The sequence below is a fragment of the Melioribacteraceae bacterium genome, assembly GCA_035362835.1.
Lineage (GTDB): Bacteria > Bacteroidota > Ignavibacteria > Ignavibacteriales > Melioribacteraceae > DSXH01.
The window spans coordinates 34,229-52,574 of sequence record DAOSDY010000003.1 but is presented as its reverse complement, the minus strand read 5'-3'; the positions used below and the strand labels follow the sequence as shown (position 1 = coordinate 52,574).

The following is an 18,346-nucleotide window of genomic DNA, read 5'->3' as shown; positions in this document are numbered from 1 at the left end:
AAAATGAAATGGACTAGAGTAAAAGAATACAAAGATATTTTATATGAAAAGATGGATGGAATTGCGAAAATTTCTATCAACCGTCCCGAAAAAAGAAATGCATTCCGTCCGGAGACTACCAAAGAACTATACGATGCATTCAATGATGCACGCGAGGATTCATCGGTCGGCGTAATACTTCTTACGGGAAACGGCCCGGCCAAAGACGGTAAATATTCATTCTGTTCCGGAGGCGATCAATCGATAAGAGGCGATAAAGGTTATGTGGGCAAGGACGGTGTACCGCGTTTGAATATTCTTGACGTCCAGAAACAGATTAGAAGCATTCCAAAACCCGTAATAGCGCTTGTTGCAGGATATGCTATCGGAGGAGGTCATGTACTTCACGTAATGTGCGATCTTACTATCGCCGCCGATAATGCACTCTTTGGGCAGACAGGGCCTAAAGTAGGAAGCTTCGACGGAGGATTCGGCTCAAGCTATCTAGCGAGAATAGTCGGTCAGAAAAAAGCCAGGGAAATCTGGTATCTGTGCCGTCAGTATAATGCTCAGGAAGCATTCGATATGGGGCTGGTTAATAAAGTTGTGCCGGTCGATCAGCTGGAAGAGGAAGGTATAAAGTGGGCAAAAGAGATTCTTGAAAAGAGTCCCCTGGCACTCCGGCTCCTAAAATCGGCATTCAATGCTGAACTCGACGGTCAGGCTGGAATCCAGGAGTTAGCCGGAAACGCAACACTTCTTTATTATATGAGTGAGGAAGCTAAAGAAGGGCGGGATGCTTATAATGAAAAGAGGAAGCCGGACTTTTCGAAATTTAAAAGGGTACCCTGATAATTCTTAGTACAGTTCCAGAATGAATCCTACTACAAATACAATTTCAAAATTTGATGCATGGATCCTCGCATCCCGGCCTAAGACTCTGCTTGCCGCCGTTGTGCCGATAATTGTCGGTTCCTCGCTTGCAATAAATGACGGTAAGTTCAGACCCGTTGCCGCACTCATTGCACTCCTCTGTTCAATCCTCATTCAGGTAGGAACAAACTTTGTAAATGATCTTTACGATTTTCTTGCGGGGACAGACCGCAAAGAAAGAACCGGGCCGCAGCGTGCGGCAGCTTCTGGAATCCTTTCAGTTGTTGAAATGAAATCCGGTATCGCGATAACATTCGGCATCTGTTTTCTGCTGGGACTATATCTTGTTTATATAAACGGCTGGGAAATTTTAATACTCGGTATTGTTTCCATTGTTGCTGGAATCGCATACACTGCCGGTCCTTTCCCGCTTGCTTATAACGGGCTTGGCGATCTCGCGTCGTTTCTTTTTTTCGGACTTGTTGGAACCGTAGGCACCTATTACGTGCAGGCGCAGGAAATTTCATCAACTGCTTTCTGGTCGTCAATACCCGTCGGTGCATTGATTACCAATATTCTGGTTGTGAATAATTATCGGGACAGGATTGAAGATCAATCTAACGGAAAAAACACTCTGGCAGTTTTGATCGGCGAACGTTTTACAAGAATTCAATATGTGCTTTTTCTGATTATATCCTACTCAATTCTTTTTGTAGTTTATTTTACTTACAAGGAAAGTATCTTTGTTTTCCTGCCATTGATCAGTCTGCCTCTTTCACTAAAACTGATTAAGATGATCTATTCTCTTAAAGGTAGAGATCTGAATAAAACTCTTGAACTTACTGCAAAATTATCCGCCCTTTACGGATTGCTTTTCGCAATCGGTATTCTTGTATGATCCTTAAAAAAATTAAATACGCTCCATTCAAGACCGGATTTAAAAAACCTTTCTCCTCGGCTGGGATAATAATTAAGGAACGAAAAGGTTTTTATTTAATTGTTGAAAATAAAGACGGTAATCAATTTACAGGCGAAGTTTCGCCGTTGCCGGGCTTAAGCAGCGAAACACTTGAGGAAGCCGAAAGGGATATTCGTTTTATTATCGATTCTTTTCAAGAGCGGCAAATCGATGATGATTTTTATAAACAGATTGATTCAATTTATGATAAGCCGGTTGTCCCCTCTGTCCGATTCGGATTTGAACAGGCATTGTTAAATTATTTATTCTCCGTACAACGAGAAACAATTCAGTCCGTTTTCCTCAGAAAGTCGAATTACTTAGTTCCTGTTAACGCGCTTGTCGATCTTGGAGACTATGAAAAAGTAATTAGGCAATCTAAAGAATTGTTAAAGTCGGGCTATAAAACTATCAAGATAAAAGTCGGACGACCCGATTTCAGCGACGATCAACGCATTATCGAATTTATTAGAAAAGAGGTTCCCGGGAATCCGGTTCTCCGGCTCGATGCAAACGGATCGTGGGATCCCGACACTGCGTACGAAAATCTCAAAAAGCTGAGCGATTATAATATTCAGTACGTAGAAGATCCGTGCAGTCATTTCGAATGCATGCTGAAAGTCTCAAAAGCTGTAAATGTTCCTGTTGCGCCCGACTCGCCTATAAAAACTTTCGATGAATTAAGAAATGTTTTAGAGCTTGGACACTTCAATTTTGTTGTTGTAAAACCGATGATCACCGGTTCAATTTTTAAACTGATTGACGAGATTAAATTCGCAGAGGAAAAGAATATTAACGTGATCATCTCTTCATCTTTCGAAACAACAATCGGAAGAAGCATGCTTATTTTTCTTTCATCTATTGTTCATCACAGTCACGCGCACGGACTTTCAACCTCAGATTTCATAGAGAAGAGTATTCTGCCGGAATATTATCCGGTTGATCACGGTTCAATTAAATTTGATCGTGATACATATCCCCCATATTTCAAGGTTTTGCAATGATAAAAATTCCCGGGGAAAATCACTGGCTGAAAAATCAGGCTGAATTATACGGTGGGTCGCCAGCTTTAATTTGTGAAGGAAATGTGATTTCATATTCCGAACTGCTAAAGCAATCTTGCCGTATTGCTGCAATTCTAAAGTTAAATAAAATTGAAGAGGGGGAACCGGTAGGAATTTTACTCGGTCATTCCAAAAAATTTGTGAAGATAATCAACGCACTCTGGTTTATTGGAGCTCTCCCCGTTCCGTTGAATTCACGAAATTCAGTCGGGGAGAATTTCAGCGCGCTCAATTTCCTTAAAAGCAGATTTTTAATAACCGATTTAAAAGGAATTGATAGAAGATCCGGAAACGGGATTAATGTAATTGATGTTGACGGAAATGATTTCAATGACCTGGGTGAATCCAATCTAGAAACTAATTCCATTTTCGATATCAATAACAACTCCCTAATACTTTTTACATCCGGCAGTACCGGAAAACCGAAAGCTGTGGTTCATACTTTCAAAAGTCTATATGAAAGTGTTTTAACTACAGATTCATTTTCCGGTCTTACCAGGGATGATCTCTGGCTGGCGTCACTCCCCTTCTACCATATCGGCGGTTTCATGATTCTAATCCGGTCTCTGTTGGCTGGATCAGCAGTGGTTATTCCGGAATCAATAAATTTCTCGGGAATATCCGAAGCCCTGACATTCTATAATCCGACACACATCTCACTTGTTTCCACAACACTCAAGCAGTTATTAGACAAACGGGTTAGTCCGAACAAAAAACTTAAATGCGTCTATCTCGGCGGCGGTCCTCTCGATACAAATCTTTGCCGTGAGGCATTGATAAATGGCTTTCCGGTAATTAAAGTTTACGGATCAACCGAAACATGTTCGATGGTCTGTGCTCTTTCAACAGAGCAATTCATCGATAAGTCGGATTCGGCCGGAAGACCGGTCGGGAATAATAAAATTAAGATAATTGATGCCGGCGGAAATGAATGCCCAGAGGGTCAGTCGGGAGAAATACTAATTAAGTGCGGCTCGATCTTTAAGGAATACTATAATAATCCTGAGGAAACAGGTAAAAAGAAAATTGATAGTTATTATCACACAGGGGATTACGGATTTACTGACGGTAAAGGATTTTTATTTGTCGGACCGAGAAAAGACGATGTTATAATAACCGGCGGCGAGAATGTAAATACTAAAGAGGTTGAACAGTTTATTATTCAGTTACCATCTGTTATAGACGCATTCGTTTATTCTGAAAAGGATCCGGCCTGGGGCGATATAATTTGTGCGGCTGTAGTAACAAACAAAAAAACAACAAGCGAAGAGATTCGCAGTCAATTAAAAAATATGATGGCATCATTCAAGGTGCCAAAAAGAATCTATTTGGTAGATAAGATACCGCGAAACGAGATTGGTAAGGTTGAGAGGGATAAATTAAATCGATCATCCGGCTGAGTGTTTACTAAGTCCTGAATAGAGATCTTCGGGTAAATAAGCTTTTGTAAATGAATTCTTGGATACCGCAACATGCACAGTTTTTGCTATTGCGGCAATAGAACGATCCGGCAATTCAAAAGTGTAAGTGAGTTCAAATGAGGATTTTAACAAACGCGATACGTGAACATTAACGTCAAGAATATCGCCTGCTTTAATCGGTTTAAGATAATCAGCTTCAGCATGAACGATGGGCAGAACCAATTCACTGTCGAAAAAATAGTCTCTTTCCGTTTTCAGACTCTTTAATATATCTTCATAAGCGGCATGGGAAAACTTAAAGAGGCTTGCATAAAAAATGATTCCCGCAGGATCTGCATCAAAGAAATTGACTTTGCATTCGGTATTAAACATAGTATCCTGTTTTTGATACAAAATTAAACATTGGTTCATTATAATTCTATTTTTTTCTTTTCAAAATGAAACTTCTTAATCAATTTTTGCATTTATTTGTTGGTAATTAAATCAAAGGAGTTGAATGGAAAATGTAATCTTATTCCCTTTTTCTGAGTATTGGGGAGTCTATGTTGGATTTACAATATTCGTTTTACTAGTGTTAGCACTCGACCTGGGAGTATTTCACAGAGAGGCTCACGAAGTTTCTTTCAAAGAAGCTGCAACATGGTCCGTTGTCTGGATAATGCTTGCACTTATATTTAACGCAGGATTCTATTTTTATGCCGAATGGAAGTTCACCACACAACCGGAATATGCGTCGATTCCCGGATTCATACCCGAGGCGGCTGCAAGGCAATCGGCTCTCGAGTTCCTGACCGGTTATATTATCGAGAAATCCTTGTCTGTAGATAACATCTTTGTTTTCGTGGTTGTATTTACATTTTTTACTATCCCGGCAAAGTACCAGCACAGGATTCTTTTTTACGGAATTCTTGGAGCACTCATTTTCAGAATCATTTTTATTTCTCTCGGCTCGGTCCTGCTTCAGTATCATTATATCATAATTATATTCGGCATTTTCCTGATACTTACAGGTATAAAAATTCTGTTCGCACCTGAAAAAGAGATCAACCCGGATAAGAATCCTGTAATTAAACTGCTCAAGAAATTCCTCCCGGTTACACCATCGATCGAAGGACAGAAGTTTTTCATCCGTCAGAACGGAGTTTTATATGCCACACCGCTTTTAATCTGCCTTGTATTCGTCGAGTTGACCGATATAATCTTTGCTGTAGATTCTGTCCCGGCAATCTTTGCAATCACAAAAGAACCATTGATTGTATTTACTTCGAACATTTTCGCAATACTAGGTCTTCGTGCTCTTTATTTCCTTTTGGCAGGAGTCGTAAATAAATTCAAATATCTTAAATATGGACTGGGGCTGGTACTGATTTTTGTTGGATTGAAAATGGCCTGGTTGAACGAAGCCTTCGGCGGCAAATTCCCGATCAGCTGGTCGCTCGGAATAATCATCGGAATATTATCTCTTTCAATTATAATCTCACTTATCGTAACTAAAGAAAAAACTTAATAATTTAAAATGAGCCCGGCATTTGCCGGGCATTTTTTCCCCATGACCCTAAAATACCTTACACACTTCGATTCTTTTTCATAACTTAACTTTCAAAAAAAACTGACCGGTGAAAATTTATTTTATCATATGCTTTTTCCTTTCATTAATTCTCAATGCTCAGGAGATTAAAAGAGAATTCTACCCCAACGGGAAGTTGAAATCGGAAGGTTACTACGAGAACGGAATCAAAAACGGCATCTATAAAGAATATCATGAAAACGGAAAACTTTGGAAAGAATGGATTTTTGAGGATGGCAAAGAGATAGGCATATCAACCTGGTATTTTAATGACGGTACAAAAAGTATGGAGTGGAACTATACCAATGGTAAACTGGAAGGTTTATCAAAATGGTTCTACGAAACAGGTGAACTATGGGCAGAACCGAATTACGTGAATGATCTTCAAGAGGGATTTAATAAAACTTATTATAAGTCGGGCGCACTACAGGCAATCTGGAATTATAAGAATGGAAGGCTTAACGGCCTTTCGAAAATCTATTTTGAAAACGGTAGTATCGAAGTGGAAAGATATTATGTGGACGACAAACTCGAAGGCAAAAGCAGGGTCTATTACGATTTCGGCGCGGTTGCTTTAGAAGCTAATTATAAGAATGATCTTCTCGACGGAACCTCGTACTTCTATTACCCCGACGGCTCTATTCAGGTTGTCGATACCTATGATATGGGACAAATAGTTAAAAGAGAAAGATTCGGGATAGGCGGAAAATTTGATAAGATTGAAGAAAGCTTTACCGAGTATTACGACGAAGGTACAATCCGGTCGGAACTGAATTTCCGGGAGGGAAGACTCAACGGCAAAGTTCGCCATTTCTATTCGAATGGAACCTTGAAATCGGATCTTTTTTACGAAAACGGAAAAATTGAAAAGGAAGCCCGCTCCTATTATGATAACGGAAACCTTAAGGAGACGGCATTTTTTATCGGTGGAATGAAGAATGGACTTGCCCACGAGTACAATGTAGACGGAATTAAGATCGCAGAAATTAATTATGTTAACGACCTGCGTGACGGTCCTGCAAAAAAATATTACTTAAGCGGCGAATTAAAATCAGAAGTTATTTATAAAATTAATAAAGTTGACGGTACCGTAATCACTTATTTCAGAAACGGAAGGATCCGCTCTGAAGAAAAATACAGCAACGGATTGAGAGAGGGAATTACAAAATATTTTTTTGAAAACGGAAATGTTTCTGATTTTTATGTTTATAAGAACAACCTGATAAACGGTAAAGCAATCTCATATACAATCGACGGGAGAATAAAAAGCGAACGGAATTACCTGAACGGTGAGCTGGGCGGAAATTGAAAATCGCTAAATAATTTTTTCAAGCACGAATAGATCCAGAAAATTACTGCCAAACGCCGTTGATGGTGTGTGAGTCCCGGGTTTAACATTTCCCTCCATAATTCTTACTGCACATTCTGCTGCGCCGCGCGCAGTTAAATCATAACCTTCCATAATTCTATATACTTCTTCCTCCATCCGGCCTGTATTATTCTGAACGCGTCCCCAGATATAAGTTTCTGTTAGTTTTCTTCTATTAAAATCCGGACCGGTAATGTTTCTGCTAATGTAATCCGCCGCAAGTTTCTTTACAAAATTTAGTTTAAAGAGTTTCAGGAATAAGAGCAGAGCCGGGCGGATATAAAATAATGGCCGGGGTAAACCCAGGTAGACTTCTGCATCAGGTATACCGGTAGAATAAAAAGAAGTGAACACATCGCCCCATGGAATTGAGAGACCGTAAAACGAAAATTTATTACGTTTAATTCTGATAATGTACTCCCCTACCGGAGAATCGATTAATTTTTCTTCCTTCCTGATTTTTCCTTTACCGCTGATGAATTCCAGAGTTGTAAGTAATGTACCCCGGGATATTCTTCCTTTTTTATTCGAGAATCCGAGTTTAAGGTTTGTTGCATCGGGGAGTTTTTCACTCAATTTCCGGGCAAGGCAATCGGAAGGTATTATATCGAATCCGGCACCGGGTAAAATCACAATCCCTTTTTCAACGGCTTTCCGGTTATTGCCGAACGCATAAGCAAAGACAGGTATTTCACCGGTTATATCAATATAATTTGTTGAGGTTTCCAGACAATAATCGATCAGATCTTTTGCGGTATATTTGAAAGGACCTGCACAGTTTAATACTGTATTGATATCATTCAGAGATTGATAAGATTCTGTCTCCCCAGTAAGATCGAAAATTCTGAACTCACACGAATACTTCTGTGCAATTGAAGAGACAGCTTCCCGGTTTCTTCCTGAGAGGACCGGTTTAATTCCTCTCTTTAATAATTCTTCTATGATCAACTGTGCGGAGTAACCGTTGGCACCGTAGATCATTAATTTCTTTTCACTATGGTTCAAATAAAAGCCTTTCTTTAAAATAATTTAACGCCGGAAACAGTGAAGTTAGTTTTTACTGTAAATATTTAGTGAATTCTTTCAATAAAAACAATTTTCGGAAGGATCTCCTGCCGGTGTCTTTTATTTAGTGAATAGGATAGAAAAAAATAAATTATCATAAGACCGATACCGAAAAGAACCGAGTAGATTTCAGCCGAATCATTACCCGAAAATATTGATAAGCCTGAGAAAATACCGGCAATTAATATCAGCAACGGAATTCCGTAGAGCAGGAATGAAGCAAATAAAACTGTATTACCTTTAATCTCTATTTTTACATTATCGCCCGCAACGGCACCCGCCAGATTATCTACTCTAACAATATTTCTGCCATTATCCGGTTTACAAATAATTTTAGCAGAACATTCCTCGCATTTTTTATCCGGAATTACGGAGACCTCCGCGATCCGGTCATGGACGGAAAGTACAACCGCATTTTCGACAATAACTTCTTCAACCATCAGTTAACCGTTATTTCCCTGTCACCAATTTTTCTAATTGCGCCGGTGCTGCATTTTTCAAACGGAATTTTAGAAGAATCGAGTTTATCGTAATTTATTATCCCAAGATTGTTAAACATTTCAATGCCTCCGTCGGATTTCCTTGCGCAGATGCCGCATCCAATACATGCTACAGAACAGACTTCTTTAGATCTTTTTGGATCATCCTGATTTTTACAGAAGACGAAAACATTCCTATCTGCAGGATGCATCTCAATAATATTCCTCGGACAGGCTTTAACACAAATACCACAGCCGGTACACAATTCTTCAATCACTTCCGGAATCCCGTTTTCATTCATAATCATCGCGCCGAAAGGACACGCTTCAACACAATCGCCGCCTCCGAGACAACCGTAGAAACAGAGTTTATCGCCACCCGAAACAATAGCCATTGCCTTGCAGCTTAACGGTCCGTAATAAGTTGTCATCTTTTTTACCGCTTCGCTATTGCCGCCACGGCACAATATTCTCGGAACCATTTTAACAGTGGCGCCTGATTCTATACCAAGTACTTCAGCAATTGACCTTGCCGTTTCTTCTCCACCAACAGGACACCCGGTAGGAAGTGCTTTACCTTCTACTACTTTAACAGCAAAGTCGTAACAGCCTGCACTTCCGCAGCCGCCGCAATTTGCATTCGGTAATAACTCATTTACTTTTGAGATTAGTGGATTCTCTTCAACGCGCAGCTTTCTATCGGCAAAGGCGAGTCCGCCCGCAAATATGAATCCTAATCCGCCCATTGTGGCGATTGCAATTATCAGTGTCAGTTCCATCTATTTCCCCGATAAAAATTTTTCGAAACCAGATGACTTATAAATTGTTCCTGTTGAATCTACAATAAGGCCTTCCACATTTTCGAGTCGTTCAATCAGTTCAATTCCTTTAACAGGGCCGAGAATAAAGACTCCGGTTGAAAGGGCATCGGCAAGCGATGTCTCTTTAGAAATAATAGTAACAGATTCGCACAGGTTTGCAGGGTATCCCGTCCGAGGATCGAGAAGATGCGAATACCGTTTTCCTTCCATCTTAATATACTGCTCATAATCTCCAGATGTTGAGACTCCCATTCCATTTATCTTAATAGTGCCGATCAGTTCATTCTGTCGACGCGGATGCTGTATCCCAATTTTCCAATTTTCTCCTCTTGCAAAGACCTCACCACCAACATTAATCAGATATTCTTTTATGCCGAAGTTAGAGAGAATATTTGCAATTCTATCTGCTGCATAACCGGGAACTATCGCATTGAAACTGATTTTAAGTTCTTTCGGTTTTACTATAACATTCTCTCCCTTTAGTTCAATATTTTTCCAGCCGATCCTTGACAATACTTCTTTAACTTGACTTTCATCCGGCAGTTGCGGAGATCCTTTTTCAAATCCGGTCAAATCGATTAGGTTACCGATTGCCGGATCGAAAGCACCTTCAGTCATTTTCCAGATGCTGTCACACTTCTTCAACATACTGAACATTTCGACAGAAACCATAACCTCATCCGCATCGGTATTGTTAAGCAGCCACATAGGATTTCCGGTCATATATGTTGAAAACAATGTATCAATGCGTCTGACTTCCTGAAACGAAGCTGTTATTGCTTTATTGGCAGTTACTTCATTAACACCTTTTATTTGAATCTCAACTTCGCTTCCCATAATAACTGCAGTACGTTTTATAATGTCTTTACTGCCGCAGGAGATCAACGTAATAGTTAATAATATGTAAATTAGATTTTTTCTCATTTTCGTTACATTAAATGGAATCAGATCATGCCTGCAAATCCCATAAAAGCAAGGGCCAGAATTCCCGCCGTAATCAAAGTAATAGGAACGCCCCGGAAAGCTTTCGGTACATCGGTAAGCTCAAGTTCCTCTCTAATGCCGGCCATAATGAACAGAGCCAGGGTAAAACCAGCACCGGCGCCAAGACCGAAAACAATACTTTGAATCAAAGAATATTCCCGCATTGAAAGCAGGAGTGCAAGACCTAAGATGGCGCAGTTTGTGGTTATTAAAGGGAGAAAAATTCCTAGCGCCCGGTATAACGGCTGACTTACCTTTTTAATTACCATCTCTACAAACTGAACAAGTGATGCAATAACAAGAATAAATGAGGGGATTTGCAAGAACTCCAATTTAAACGGTATCAGAACAAGAAAGTACAAAGCCCAGCTTACAATAGCAGTCAGTACCATTACAAATGTAACCGCCATCCCCATCGACAGCGCAGAAGAAGTTTTATTAGATACTCCCAGAAACGGGCAGATACCGAGAAAGAGTGAGAGCACAAAATTATTTACAATTGCAGCCGAAATAAAAATTATCAACAGATCCATATTATGCCTCCTTCCCTTTTAATCCGGATTCAGGCGAGGATTTCCGGTACCGGCTTATAAGCTCCTGTTGTTCAAGTTTCTTTTTACGGTCAACATAAAAATTAGCGAGCCCCATAAGCAATCCGAGAGTAAGAAAAGCTCCTGCGGGTAGAATCATGATCAGCCAGGGTTCGAATGTTTCCGGCAGTAAAGTATAACCGAGTAAAGTACGGGATCCTATCAGTTCCCTTATTCCTCCCATAACCACAAGAGCAATTAAAAAACCGGTTCCATTTCCGAGAGCATCCATAAATGAACGGAGCGGCGAATTTTTTGAGGCGAACGCCTCGGCACGTCCGAGTATAATACAATTCACAACAATAAGGGGAACGAACGGACCAAGTGCTTTGCTCAATTCCGGAAACTTTGCTTTCATAACAAGATCGGCGATTGTAACAAACGTTGCTATGATAACAATATATGCTGCAATTCTAACCTGGTTAGGAATCCATTTCCTTATCATTGAAATTAGCAGACTCGAAAAGACCAGAACAAACGTTGTGGCCAGAGCCATCGCAATTCCGTTCATTACAGATACAGTAACAGCAAGAGTAGGACACATTCCAAGAACCTGTTTAAATATAGGGTTGATTTCCCAAAGTCCTTTCAGATATTCATAACCGAGCGATCTATTTTTTTTCATAAGGCACCTTTACCTTTCAATTCTCTGGCTATACCGAGTCCCGAATTTATTATTGATACAACCGATTTGGAAGAGATTGTAGCGCCTGTAATAGTTTGAATCTCGTTCGGTTGTTCCGGCGACTTTCCTTTAATCCAGTTGATCTGCGGAGAAGTCTGAAGACCTTTGAACTGGTCCTTGAAAGGATCCTCGGTAATCTTTGTGCCGAGACCGGGTGTTTCAACTTGTTCTAGAATCTCAATCATTTTTATTTCGGTTAGCTCTTTATTAAGTCCAGCCATAATCTTTACCTTACCCTGGAATCCATTTCCGGCAGAAACCATTGAATATCCGACCAGATTTTTCTGCTCATCAAAAACTTTATATATCTCCAGTCCTGAATTTTGAATAGCCTCATAGGATTTTCCTTCGGGCTGAACCAGGAAGATTGCTTTTTCAATTTCGGCTTTCTGGTTTTTAACTATCAGCGGGTACGCCCAATTATTTACTTCGGATAACAATCCGCCTGCAATAATTCCGATAAGAGTTAATGTGGCGATCATATAAATAATTGTTTTCATTTCGCCTCCCCGAAAATCCTTGGATAAGTATAGCGGTTTATTATGGGTACTACAGAATTCATTATCAGAATTGCATACATAACCCCTTCCGGCAATCCGCCGAATACTCTTATCACAACAACAAGCAATGCAATCCCGATTCCGAAAACCCACATCCCCTTTGAAGTAACGGGTGAGGTAACCCAATCGGTCGCCATGAAAAACGTACCGAATAAAAATCCGCCTGCAAAAATCTGAAAGAGAGGATCGGGATACTTGACCGGATCTATAACCCAGAGAAGACCGGCGAAAAGAATCATTCCGATTATCATTGCAGCAGGAACGCGGTAATTAACTACCCCGACGGCAATAAGAAATATACCTCCCACTAAAATCGCAAGTGCGGATGTTTCGCCGATTGAGCCGCCGATATTTCCAAGGAACATCGGTTGAATTCCCGTTAAAACCTTATCGAATTTATATGCAGCCAGAGGTGTTGCGCTTGAAACAGTATCAACGGCATACTGGGGGACAGTCCATGTTGTAATTGCAACCGGGAATGCCGCCTGTAAAAAAGCGCGTCCGGCAAGAGCCGGATTAAAAATATTATATCCCAGACCGCCGAATACTTCTTTGCCGATTGCAATAGCAAAAACAGAACCGAGCACCGTTGAAGAGAGGGAAAAATTTGGCGGCAGAATCAATCCCAGAAGAAGTCCAGTTATTACTGCACTTCCGTCATCAACAGTAATTTTTCTTTTTCGGATCAATTTAATAAAGCATTCGGTAGCTACCGCTGCAGCGACACTTGTTGCGACAACAATCAATTGATAAGGTCCGAAAAAAAGAACGGCCGAGATCAGAGCCGGAATCAAAGCAATAACTACAAGCCACATAGCCTGCTTTGTTGACCATCGCGAGTGAACATGAGGTGAACTTGTAAGATCAAGTCTGTAAGAAGGATTAACCGTATTAGTTTCCATTAATCATTTATTTTTTATTCAACATTTAGATTGACAGAGTAACTGTTCGAAAAAAAACTGATTAAACATTAAGCTGATTGCCTTTCTCTTTGTAAAGCCATAACTCTCTGTTTGCCAAAGCGGATCCACTGAACAATAGGAATATTAGCCGGACAAGTATAGGTGCAGGTACCGCATTCCATACAGACAGTAATTCCAAGGTCTTCGGCTTCATCAAATTTTTCGAGAGCGGAAAGTCTTGCCAGCCGTGTAGGAATCAGATTCAGAGGGCAAGCGTCTATGCATTTTCCGCATCGAAGGCACGGTGTCTCAGTATAATTATTTACTTCTTCTTCCGTAAGCACCAGTATTCCCGACGTAGCTTTCATAACCGGGGCGGAAAAATCATATTGTGCTACTCCCATCATCGGACCGCCTACAACAACTTTGACCGCATTTTCTTTAACTCCGCCGCAATAATCCAGGATATCCGAGAGCGGAGTTCCGACCGGAACAATCAGATTTTTCGGATTAACAATTCCCAGTCCGGATACTGTAAGAGCTGCCGTTAGCTGCGGTTCGCCTTTTACAACGGCATCATATACAGCAATGGCAGTGCCAATATTTTGAATAACCGCTCCAACATCGAAAGGTAATTTACCGGGCGGTACTTCGAGTCCTGTAACTGCTTTAATCAGCATCTTCTCTGCACCCTGCGGGTATTTAGTTTTCAGCACTTCAATTTTAATTTCCGGGAAGTTACCTACGGCATCCTTCAGTTTTCTTACTGCTTCAGGTTTATTATCTTCAATACCAATAGCACCTCTTTCAACTCCAATTGCTTTCATAATAAGCTTGAGTCCGGATATCAGGTCATCGGTACGCTCAATCATATAACGATAATCGCGTGTAAGGTACGGTTCACATTCGCATCCGTTCAGAATTACAATATCGACCGCTTTATCCTTGGGCGGAGAGAGTTTAACATATGTTGGGAATGCCGCGCCACCCTGTCCTACTATTCCTGCATTCTTAACCCGTTCACGGATATTTTCTGGTGTAACTGATTCCGGATCGAGAGGACTCATAAGTTCAAATTGATTTGTTTCTGCCGGCTCAATAATTACTGCATCTTTCGGAAATCCGGAAACATTAGCCCCAAGCGAAATCTTTGTAACTTTTCCGGATACCGGGCTGTGAAGAGGTGATGAAATAAATCCATCCTGCTCTGCAACAGTTTCACCTGCTTTAACTTCGGATCCTTTTTTAACAAGAGGTAGTGCCGGCTTTCCAAGATGCTGGGACAATGGAAGTATAATCTGTTTGGGATTAGGCATAGTTTCAAACGGTAAATTCTCAGTTAGAGATTTATGTCCAGCCGGATGGACGCCGCCTTTAAAAGTTTTTCCGTTATTGGTTGAAATCATTCTCTGCTCATTTTTCAAAAATTAACAGATAGACAAGGACATAAATTATGCCAATAGAGAGGGAAAAATATTGGTGCCTGGATAAAATTCAGAGGGGAAAAATCAAAGAAACAGGGCTATTAAATTCTCGTGCACTCCTTTTATTAAGTGAACTTATCAAAATTGAAAAATAATATGGTTTTTTGAGAATTAGCGGATAGTTTGTTCTCATAACTTAATTTAATTCTTTTAGTTCATGAGTAAGTATATCTCCATTTTAGAGTTAAATTATAATTACAATTCACTCCTAACCATTTCAAAGTTTTCAATCCGGAAAAATGAATCGACTTTATTGTTTTTCTTAACAATTATTTAATCCTCATTTTCTTATCAATTGAAGTTTAGAGGATTTTTTTTTGTTAACTTTGCTAAACAAAAGAACAAAACCAGACAATGTCCCGGGGAAAAATCTTATTTATTTGCGGATCTCTTAATCAGACTTCGATGATGCATCAGATATCGGGTTTTCTGAAGGATTATGATTGCTTCTTCACACCTTATTATGCCGACGGATGGATTAACTACCTTGTTGGAAAAGGATATGGAAATTTCTCAATACTCAACGGGCCATTCAGAAGGAATACAGAAAAGTATCTTCGAGACAACAACCTCGAAATAGATTACCGCGGAGTTAAGCATAATTACGATCTTGTCTACACTTGCGCGGACCTTATCTATCCAAAAAATATCAGGGATAAAAAAGTAATTCTTGTGCAGGAAGGAATGACCGACCCGGAAAACCTTATGTTCTACCTGATTAAATACTTCGGATTATACCGATGGCTTGCGAGTACAGCTACGATGGGAATGTCGAACCTTTACGATCTTTTCTGTGTGGCCTCTGAAGGTTACAAAGATTTCTTTATTAAACGTAAAGGTGTATCTCCGGATAAAATTGTTGTTACCGGAATTCCGAATTTCGACAACCTGAAACAGTATTTCACAAACAATTTCGAGCATAATAATTTTGTACTCGTTTGCACATCCGACGCCAGGGAAACCTTTAAGTTTGAGAACCGAAAAAAGTTTATTAAGGACTGTGTCAGAATTGCAAACGGGAAACAACTGATCTTCAAACTTCACCCCAACGAAAAAATAGACAGAGCCACAAGAGAGATAAATAAATTCGCACCGGGCGCACTCGTTTATTCATCCGGCAACACTAACGCAATGATAGCTAATTCTGACGTGCTTATAACTAAATACTCATCAACTGCTTTTGTGGGAATAATACTCGGCAAAGAAGTTCACTCCTACTTCAATCTGGAAGAATTGAAAAGATTATTACCAATTCAGAATAACGGTACTTCGGCCGAAAGAATTGCCGGGATCGGCCTCCATCTTCTTAACTCACCCGGAACATCTATAAGTGAGATTATAGAGAAGTATAGTATCAGGACCGTATAATGAACATAGTAACTGTAATTCAGGCAAGGATTTCTTCATCCAGACTTCCGGGAAAAGTCCTTCTACCGATAATAGGCAAGCCGCTTTTACTAAGGATGATTGAACGGGTTAATAGAGCAGGATTAATCGGCCAGTTGGTCATAGCAACTTCCACCAGCAGCGAGGACGACAGAATCGAAGAAGTATGTAGAGAAAATAATATCGACTGCTTCCGCGGGCATTTGACCGATCTGCTCGACCGTCATTATCAGGTGGCAAAAAAATATGATGCTGATGCAGTCGTAAAAATTCCTTCGGATTGTCCTCTAATAGATCCGCACATTATAGACCGTGTTATAAAAGTATATGTAGATAATGAAGAATACGATTACGTGAGCAACCTTCATCCCGCCACGTATCCCGACGGTAACGATGTTGAAATATTTTCATTCCAGGCTCTCGAGCATGCATGGAGAGATGCAGAAAAGGATTTCGAACGGGAACATACTACGCCCTTCCTGTGGGAACATAAGGACTCTTTTACAATAGGTAATGTTGAGTGGGAAACCGGCCTCGATCTTTCTTCAACCTTAAGATTTACAATAGACTACGAGGAGGATTACCGTTTCATCACAAAAGTTTTTGAAGAGCTGTACCCGGCCAAACCGGATTTCGGACTGAACGACATATTGAAACTAATAGAGAAGAGACCTGAAATAGTTGAAATCAATCATAAATTTGCGGGCACATACTGGTACGATAAACATCTGGATCAGCTTAATAACATCGACGAATACAAAAAGAAGAAACAGAATACTTCAGATAATCGAACGGAATAATTAAATGGCGAACAAAATTAATCTTACAAACGATTTCCCATCGATCGAAAATTCAAACAAACTTTATAACCGCGCTCTCGGACTCATTCCCTCGGTTACTCAAACGCTTGCAAAAGGCCCTTCGCAATGGATAAACGGCGTTGCGCCTAAATATCTGGTTAAAGGAAAAGGTTCTCATGTATGGGATGCGGACGGGAATGAATACATCGATTACATGATGGGCGTCGGGCCTCTCTCGCTCGGCTATTCATATCCTAAAGTTGACGACGCAATTAAAAAGCAGCTTGAAGACGGTATTACATTTTCGATGATGCACCCTCTTGAAGTGGAAGTAGCAGAAATGATACGTGATGTTATTCCAAATGCAGAAGCAGTTCGCTATTCCAAAACCGGGGCCGATGCAACGAGTGCTGCCGTCCGTCTTTCCAGAGCTTTTACCGGCAAAAACAAAATCCTGTGCTGCGGATATCACGGCTGGCATGACTGGTATATAGCAGTTACAGCACGCAATCTCGGCATTCCGGAAGCTGTTCAGGCAATTTCTTATACGTTCAATTACAACGACATCGATTCGGTTAAAAACTCGATAGACAATGATGTAGCAGCAGTTATTCTGGAACCGGTGGTATTTCAGGAACCGAAAGATAATTTTCTTCACAAGCTTGCCGATCTGTGTAAAGAAAAAAATGTTATTCTTATTTTTGACGAAATGTGGACAGGATTCAGAATGGCCCTCGGCGGCGCCCAGGAATATTTTGGAATTGTTCCCGACCTTGCTACATATTCCAAGGCGGTTGCCAATGGAATGCCTATTTCAATACTTGCCGGTAAGAAAGAAATAATGAAACTTGCTGATGAGGATATTTTCTTCTATACTACATTCGGAGGAGAAGCTCTCTCTCTCGCAGCGGCGAAAGCTACTATTGAAGAATTGAGAGAAAGGAATGTTCCTTTATTCCTGGATAAACAGGGAGCTAAACTTAAGAACGGCTACAACTCAATTGCACAGAAGCTCGGCATCGATTTTACGAGAGCTATCGGATATAACTGGCGATCGATGGCAACATTCGACGAAAAAGCCGGAGATCCTCTTATTCAAAAATCGCTGATGCAGCAGGAGATGATTAAACGGGGAGTATTATGGCAGGGATTCCACAATATGTCCTTTTCGCATAGTGATAATGATGTCGACTATACTTTGAAAGCTCTTGAAGAATCTCTTGTAATTTTAAAACGTGCCGTTGAACAGAACAGATTAAAAGAATTGCTGCGCGGCGAACCGGTTCAGCCCGTATTCCGTAAGACAGATAATTTTAATATCAAGCCGTTGAAGAAAAACTGAAATGGTTATTTTTCAGA

Annotated in this window: 19 protein-coding genes; 9 read left to right on the top strand and 10 right to left on the bottom strand. The window is 40.4% G+C overall.

Annotated features, from left to right (window positions below):
* Window positions 1–3: 3 nt before the first annotated feature.
* From menB to menE, 4 genes are read left to right on the top strand one after another with little or no spacing between them, the layout of a single operon-like run.
* Window positions 4–831, top strand: a complete 828-nt coding sequence (gene menB, locus PLZ15_11395; GenBank protein HOI30349.1) for a 1,4-dihydroxy-2-naphthoyl-CoA synthase — start codon at window positions 4–6, stop codon at window positions 829–831.
* A gap of 22 nt (window positions 832–853) precedes the next feature.
* A complete protein-coding gene (locus tag PLZ15_11390; protein HOI30348.1) occupies window positions 854–1,750 on the top strand; it encodes a 1,4-dihydroxy-2-naphthoate polyprenyltransferase in 897 nt (298 codons plus the stop codon).
* Window positions 1,747–2,814 carry an o-succinylbenzoate synthase gene (gene menC, locus PLZ15_11385; protein HOI30347.1) on the top strand — a complete coding sequence of 356 codons (1,068 nt, stop codon included), beginning with the start codon at window positions 1,747–1,749 and terminating at the stop codon, window positions 2,812–2,814. The genes PLZ15_11390 and menC overlap by 4 nt, the downstream gene beginning before the upstream one ends.
* Window positions 2,811–4,274, top strand: a complete 1,464-nt coding sequence (menE, locus tag PLZ15_11380) for an o-succinylbenzoate--CoA ligase (GenBank protein ID HOI30346.1) — start codon at window positions 2,811–2,813, stop codon at window positions 4,272–4,274. Before menC ends, menE begins: the two co-directional genes overlap by 4 nt.
* Here menE and PLZ15_11375 read toward each other — a convergent pair.
* Window positions 4,263–4,667, bottom strand: a complete 405-nt coding sequence (locus PLZ15_11375) for an acyl-CoA thioesterase (protein HOI30345.1) — start codon at window positions 4,665–4,667, stop codon at window positions 4,263–4,265. The two genes, menE and PLZ15_11375, sit on opposite strands and share 12 nt — an antisense overlap.
* A gap of 124 nt (window positions 4,668–4,791) precedes the next feature.
* Here PLZ15_11375 and PLZ15_11370 point away from each other — a divergent pair, with 124 nt between their 5' ends.
* Window positions 4,792–5,802 carry a TerC/Alx family metal homeostasis membrane protein gene (locus PLZ15_11370; GenBank protein HOI30344.1) on the top strand — a complete coding sequence of 337 codons (1,011 nt, stop codon included), beginning with the start codon at window positions 4,792–4,794 and terminating at the stop codon, window positions 5,800–5,802.
* A 109-nt stretch (window positions 5,803–5,911) separates the two neighbouring features.
* On the top strand, window positions 5,912–7,171 hold the full coding sequence (locus PLZ15_11365; protein ID HOI30343.1) for a toxin-antitoxin system YwqK family antitoxin: 1,260 nt from the start codon (window positions 5,912–5,914) through the stop codon (window positions 7,169–7,171).
* 6 nt (window positions 7,172–7,177) lie between these two features.
* Here PLZ15_11365 and PLZ15_11360 read toward each other — a convergent pair whose 3' ends face one another.
* From PLZ15_11360 to rsxC, 9 genes are all read right to left on the bottom strand, one after another.
* Window positions 7,178–8,236, bottom strand: coding sequence for a saccharopine dehydrogenase NADP-binding domain-containing protein (locus tag PLZ15_11360; GenBank protein HOI30342.1), 1,059 nt, complete (start codon window positions 8,234–8,236; stop codon window positions 7,178–7,180).
* 65 nt (window positions 8,237–8,301) lie between these two features.
* Window positions 8,302–8,736, bottom strand: coding sequence for a SoxR reducing system RseC family protein (locus PLZ15_11355; GenBank protein ID HOI30341.1), 435 nt, complete (start codon window positions 8,734–8,736; stop codon window positions 8,302–8,304).
* Window positions 8,736–9,554 carry an RnfABCDGE type electron transport complex subunit B gene (locus PLZ15_11350; GenBank protein HOI30340.1) on the bottom strand — a complete coding sequence of 273 codons (819 nt, stop codon included), beginning with the start codon at window positions 9,552–9,554 and terminating at the stop codon, window positions 8,736–8,738. Before PLZ15_11350 ends, PLZ15_11355 begins: the two co-directional genes overlap by 1 nt.
* Window positions 9,555–10,520 (bottom strand): FAD:protein FMN transferase, encoded by a 966-nt coding sequence (locus PLZ15_11345; protein HOI30339.1) that lies wholly within the window; start codon window positions 10,518–10,520, stop codon window positions 9,555–9,557. It lies immediately after the preceding gene.
* Window positions 10,521–10,540: 20 nt separating this feature from the next.
* A complete protein-coding gene (locus PLZ15_11340; GenBank protein HOI30338.1) occupies window positions 10,541–11,113 on the bottom strand; it encodes an electron transport complex protein RnfA in 573 nt (190 codons plus the stop codon).
* 1 nt (window position 11,114) lies between these two features.
* Window positions 11,115–11,795 carry an electron transport complex subunit E gene (locus tag PLZ15_11335; GenBank protein HOI30337.1) on the bottom strand — a complete coding sequence of 227 codons (681 nt, stop codon included), beginning with the start codon at window positions 11,793–11,795 and terminating at the stop codon, window positions 11,115–11,117.
* Complete coding sequence (locus PLZ15_11330; protein HOI30336.1) at window positions 11,792–12,355, bottom strand: FMN-binding protein; 564 nt, start codon at window positions 12,353–12,355, stop codon at window positions 11,792–11,794. The genes PLZ15_11335 and PLZ15_11330 overlap by 4 nt, the downstream gene beginning before the upstream one ends.
* Window positions 12,352–13,317, bottom strand: coding sequence for an RnfABCDGE type electron transport complex subunit D (locus tag PLZ15_11325; protein HOI30335.1), 966 nt, complete (start codon window positions 13,315–13,317; stop codon window positions 12,352–12,354). Before PLZ15_11325 ends, PLZ15_11330 begins: the two co-directional genes overlap by 4 nt.
* A 68-nt stretch (window positions 13,318–13,385) precedes the next feature.
* Window positions 13,386–14,723: an electron transport complex subunit RsxC gene (gene rsxC, locus PLZ15_11320; protein ID HOI30334.1), complete on the bottom strand. Its 1,338-nt coding sequence runs from the start codon at window positions 14,721–14,723 to the stop codon at window positions 13,386–13,388.
* 483 nt (window positions 14,724–15,206) lie between these two features.
* Between rsxC and PLZ15_11315 the strand changes: the two genes are divergently transcribed.
* From PLZ15_11315 to PLZ15_11305, 3 genes are read left to right on the top strand one after another with little or no spacing between them, the layout of a single operon-like run.
* Window positions 15,207–16,169 carry a CDP-glycerol glycerophosphotransferase family protein gene (locus PLZ15_11315; protein ID HOI30333.1) on the top strand — a complete coding sequence of 321 codons (963 nt, stop codon included), beginning with the start codon at window positions 15,207–15,209 and terminating at the stop codon, window positions 16,167–16,169.
* Window positions 16,169–16,987 carry a glycosyltransferase family protein gene (locus PLZ15_11310; GenBank protein ID HOI30332.1) on the top strand — a complete coding sequence of 273 codons (819 nt, stop codon included), beginning with the start codon at window positions 16,169–16,171 and terminating at the stop codon, window positions 16,985–16,987. Before PLZ15_11315 ends, PLZ15_11310 begins: the two co-directional genes overlap by 1 nt.
* 4 nt (window positions 16,988–16,991) lie before the next feature.
* Window positions 16,992–18,329: an aminotransferase class III-fold pyridoxal phosphate-dependent enzyme gene (locus PLZ15_11305; GenBank protein HOI30331.1), complete on the top strand. Its 1,338-nt coding sequence runs from the start codon at window positions 16,992–16,994 to the stop codon at window positions 18,327–18,329.
* Window positions 18,330–18,346: the final 17 nt, after the last annotated feature.

Excerpts from the sequence above, each read along its gene's own strand:
- menB (HOI30349.1), top strand. The coding sequence starts at position 4 with ATGAAATGGACTAGAGTAAAAGAATACAAAGATATTTTATATGAAAAG.
- PLZ15_11390 (HOI30348.1), top strand. The coding sequence starts at position 854 with ATGAATCCTACTACAAATACAATTTCAAAATTTGATGCATGGATCCTC.
- menC (HOI30347.1), top strand. The coding sequence starts at position 1,747 with ATGATCCTTAAAAAAATTAAATACGCTCCATTCAAGACCGGATTTAAA.
- menE (HOI30346.1), top strand. The coding sequence starts at position 2,811 with ATGATAAAAATTCCCGGGGAAAATCACTGGCTGAAAAATCAGGCTGAA.
- PLZ15_11375 (HOI30345.1), bottom strand. The coding sequence starts at position 4,667 with ATGTTTAATACCGAATGCAAAGTCAATTTCTTTGATGCAGATCCTGCG.
- PLZ15_11370 (HOI30344.1), top strand. The coding sequence starts at position 4,792 with ATGGAAAATGTAATCTTATTCCCTTTTTCTGAGTATTGGGGAGTCTAT.
- PLZ15_11355 (HOI30341.1), bottom strand. The coding sequence starts at position 8,736 with ATGGTTGAAGAAGTTATTGTCGAAAATGCGGTTGTACTTTCCGTCCAT.
- PLZ15_11350 (HOI30340.1), bottom strand. The coding sequence starts at position 9,554 with ATGGAACTGACACTGATAATTGCAATCGCCACAATGGGCGGATTAGGA.
- PLZ15_11345 (HOI30339.1), bottom strand. The coding sequence starts at position 10,520 with ATGAGAAAAAATCTAATTTACATATTATTAACTATTACGTTGATCTCC.
- PLZ15_11340 (HOI30338.1), bottom strand. The coding sequence starts at position 11,113 with ATGGATCTGTTGATAATTTTTATTTCGGCTGCAATTGTAAATAATTTT.
- PLZ15_11335 (HOI30337.1), bottom strand. The coding sequence starts at position 11,795 with ATGAAAAAAAATAGATCGCTCGGTTATGAATATCTGAAAGGACTTTGG.
- PLZ15_11330 (HOI30336.1), bottom strand. The coding sequence starts at position 12,355 with ATGAAAACAATTATTTATATGATCGCCACATTAACTCTTATCGGAATT.
- PLZ15_11325 (HOI30335.1), bottom strand. The coding sequence starts at position 13,317 with ATGGAAACTAATACGGTTAATCCTTCTTACAGACTTGATCTTACAAGT.
- rsxC (HOI30334.1), bottom strand. The coding sequence starts at position 14,723 with ATGATTTCAACCAATAACGGAAAAACTTTTAAAGGCGGCGTCCATCCG.
- PLZ15_11315 (HOI30333.1), top strand. The coding sequence starts at position 15,207 with ATGATGCATCAGATATCGGGTTTTCTGAAGGATTATGATTGCTTCTTC.
- PLZ15_11310 (HOI30332.1), top strand. The coding sequence starts at position 16,169 with ATGAACATAGTAACTGTAATTCAGGCAAGGATTTCTTCATCCAGACTT.
- PLZ15_11305 (HOI30331.1), top strand. The coding sequence starts at position 16,992 with ATGGCGAACAAAATTAATCTTACAAACGATTTCCCATCGATCGAAAAT.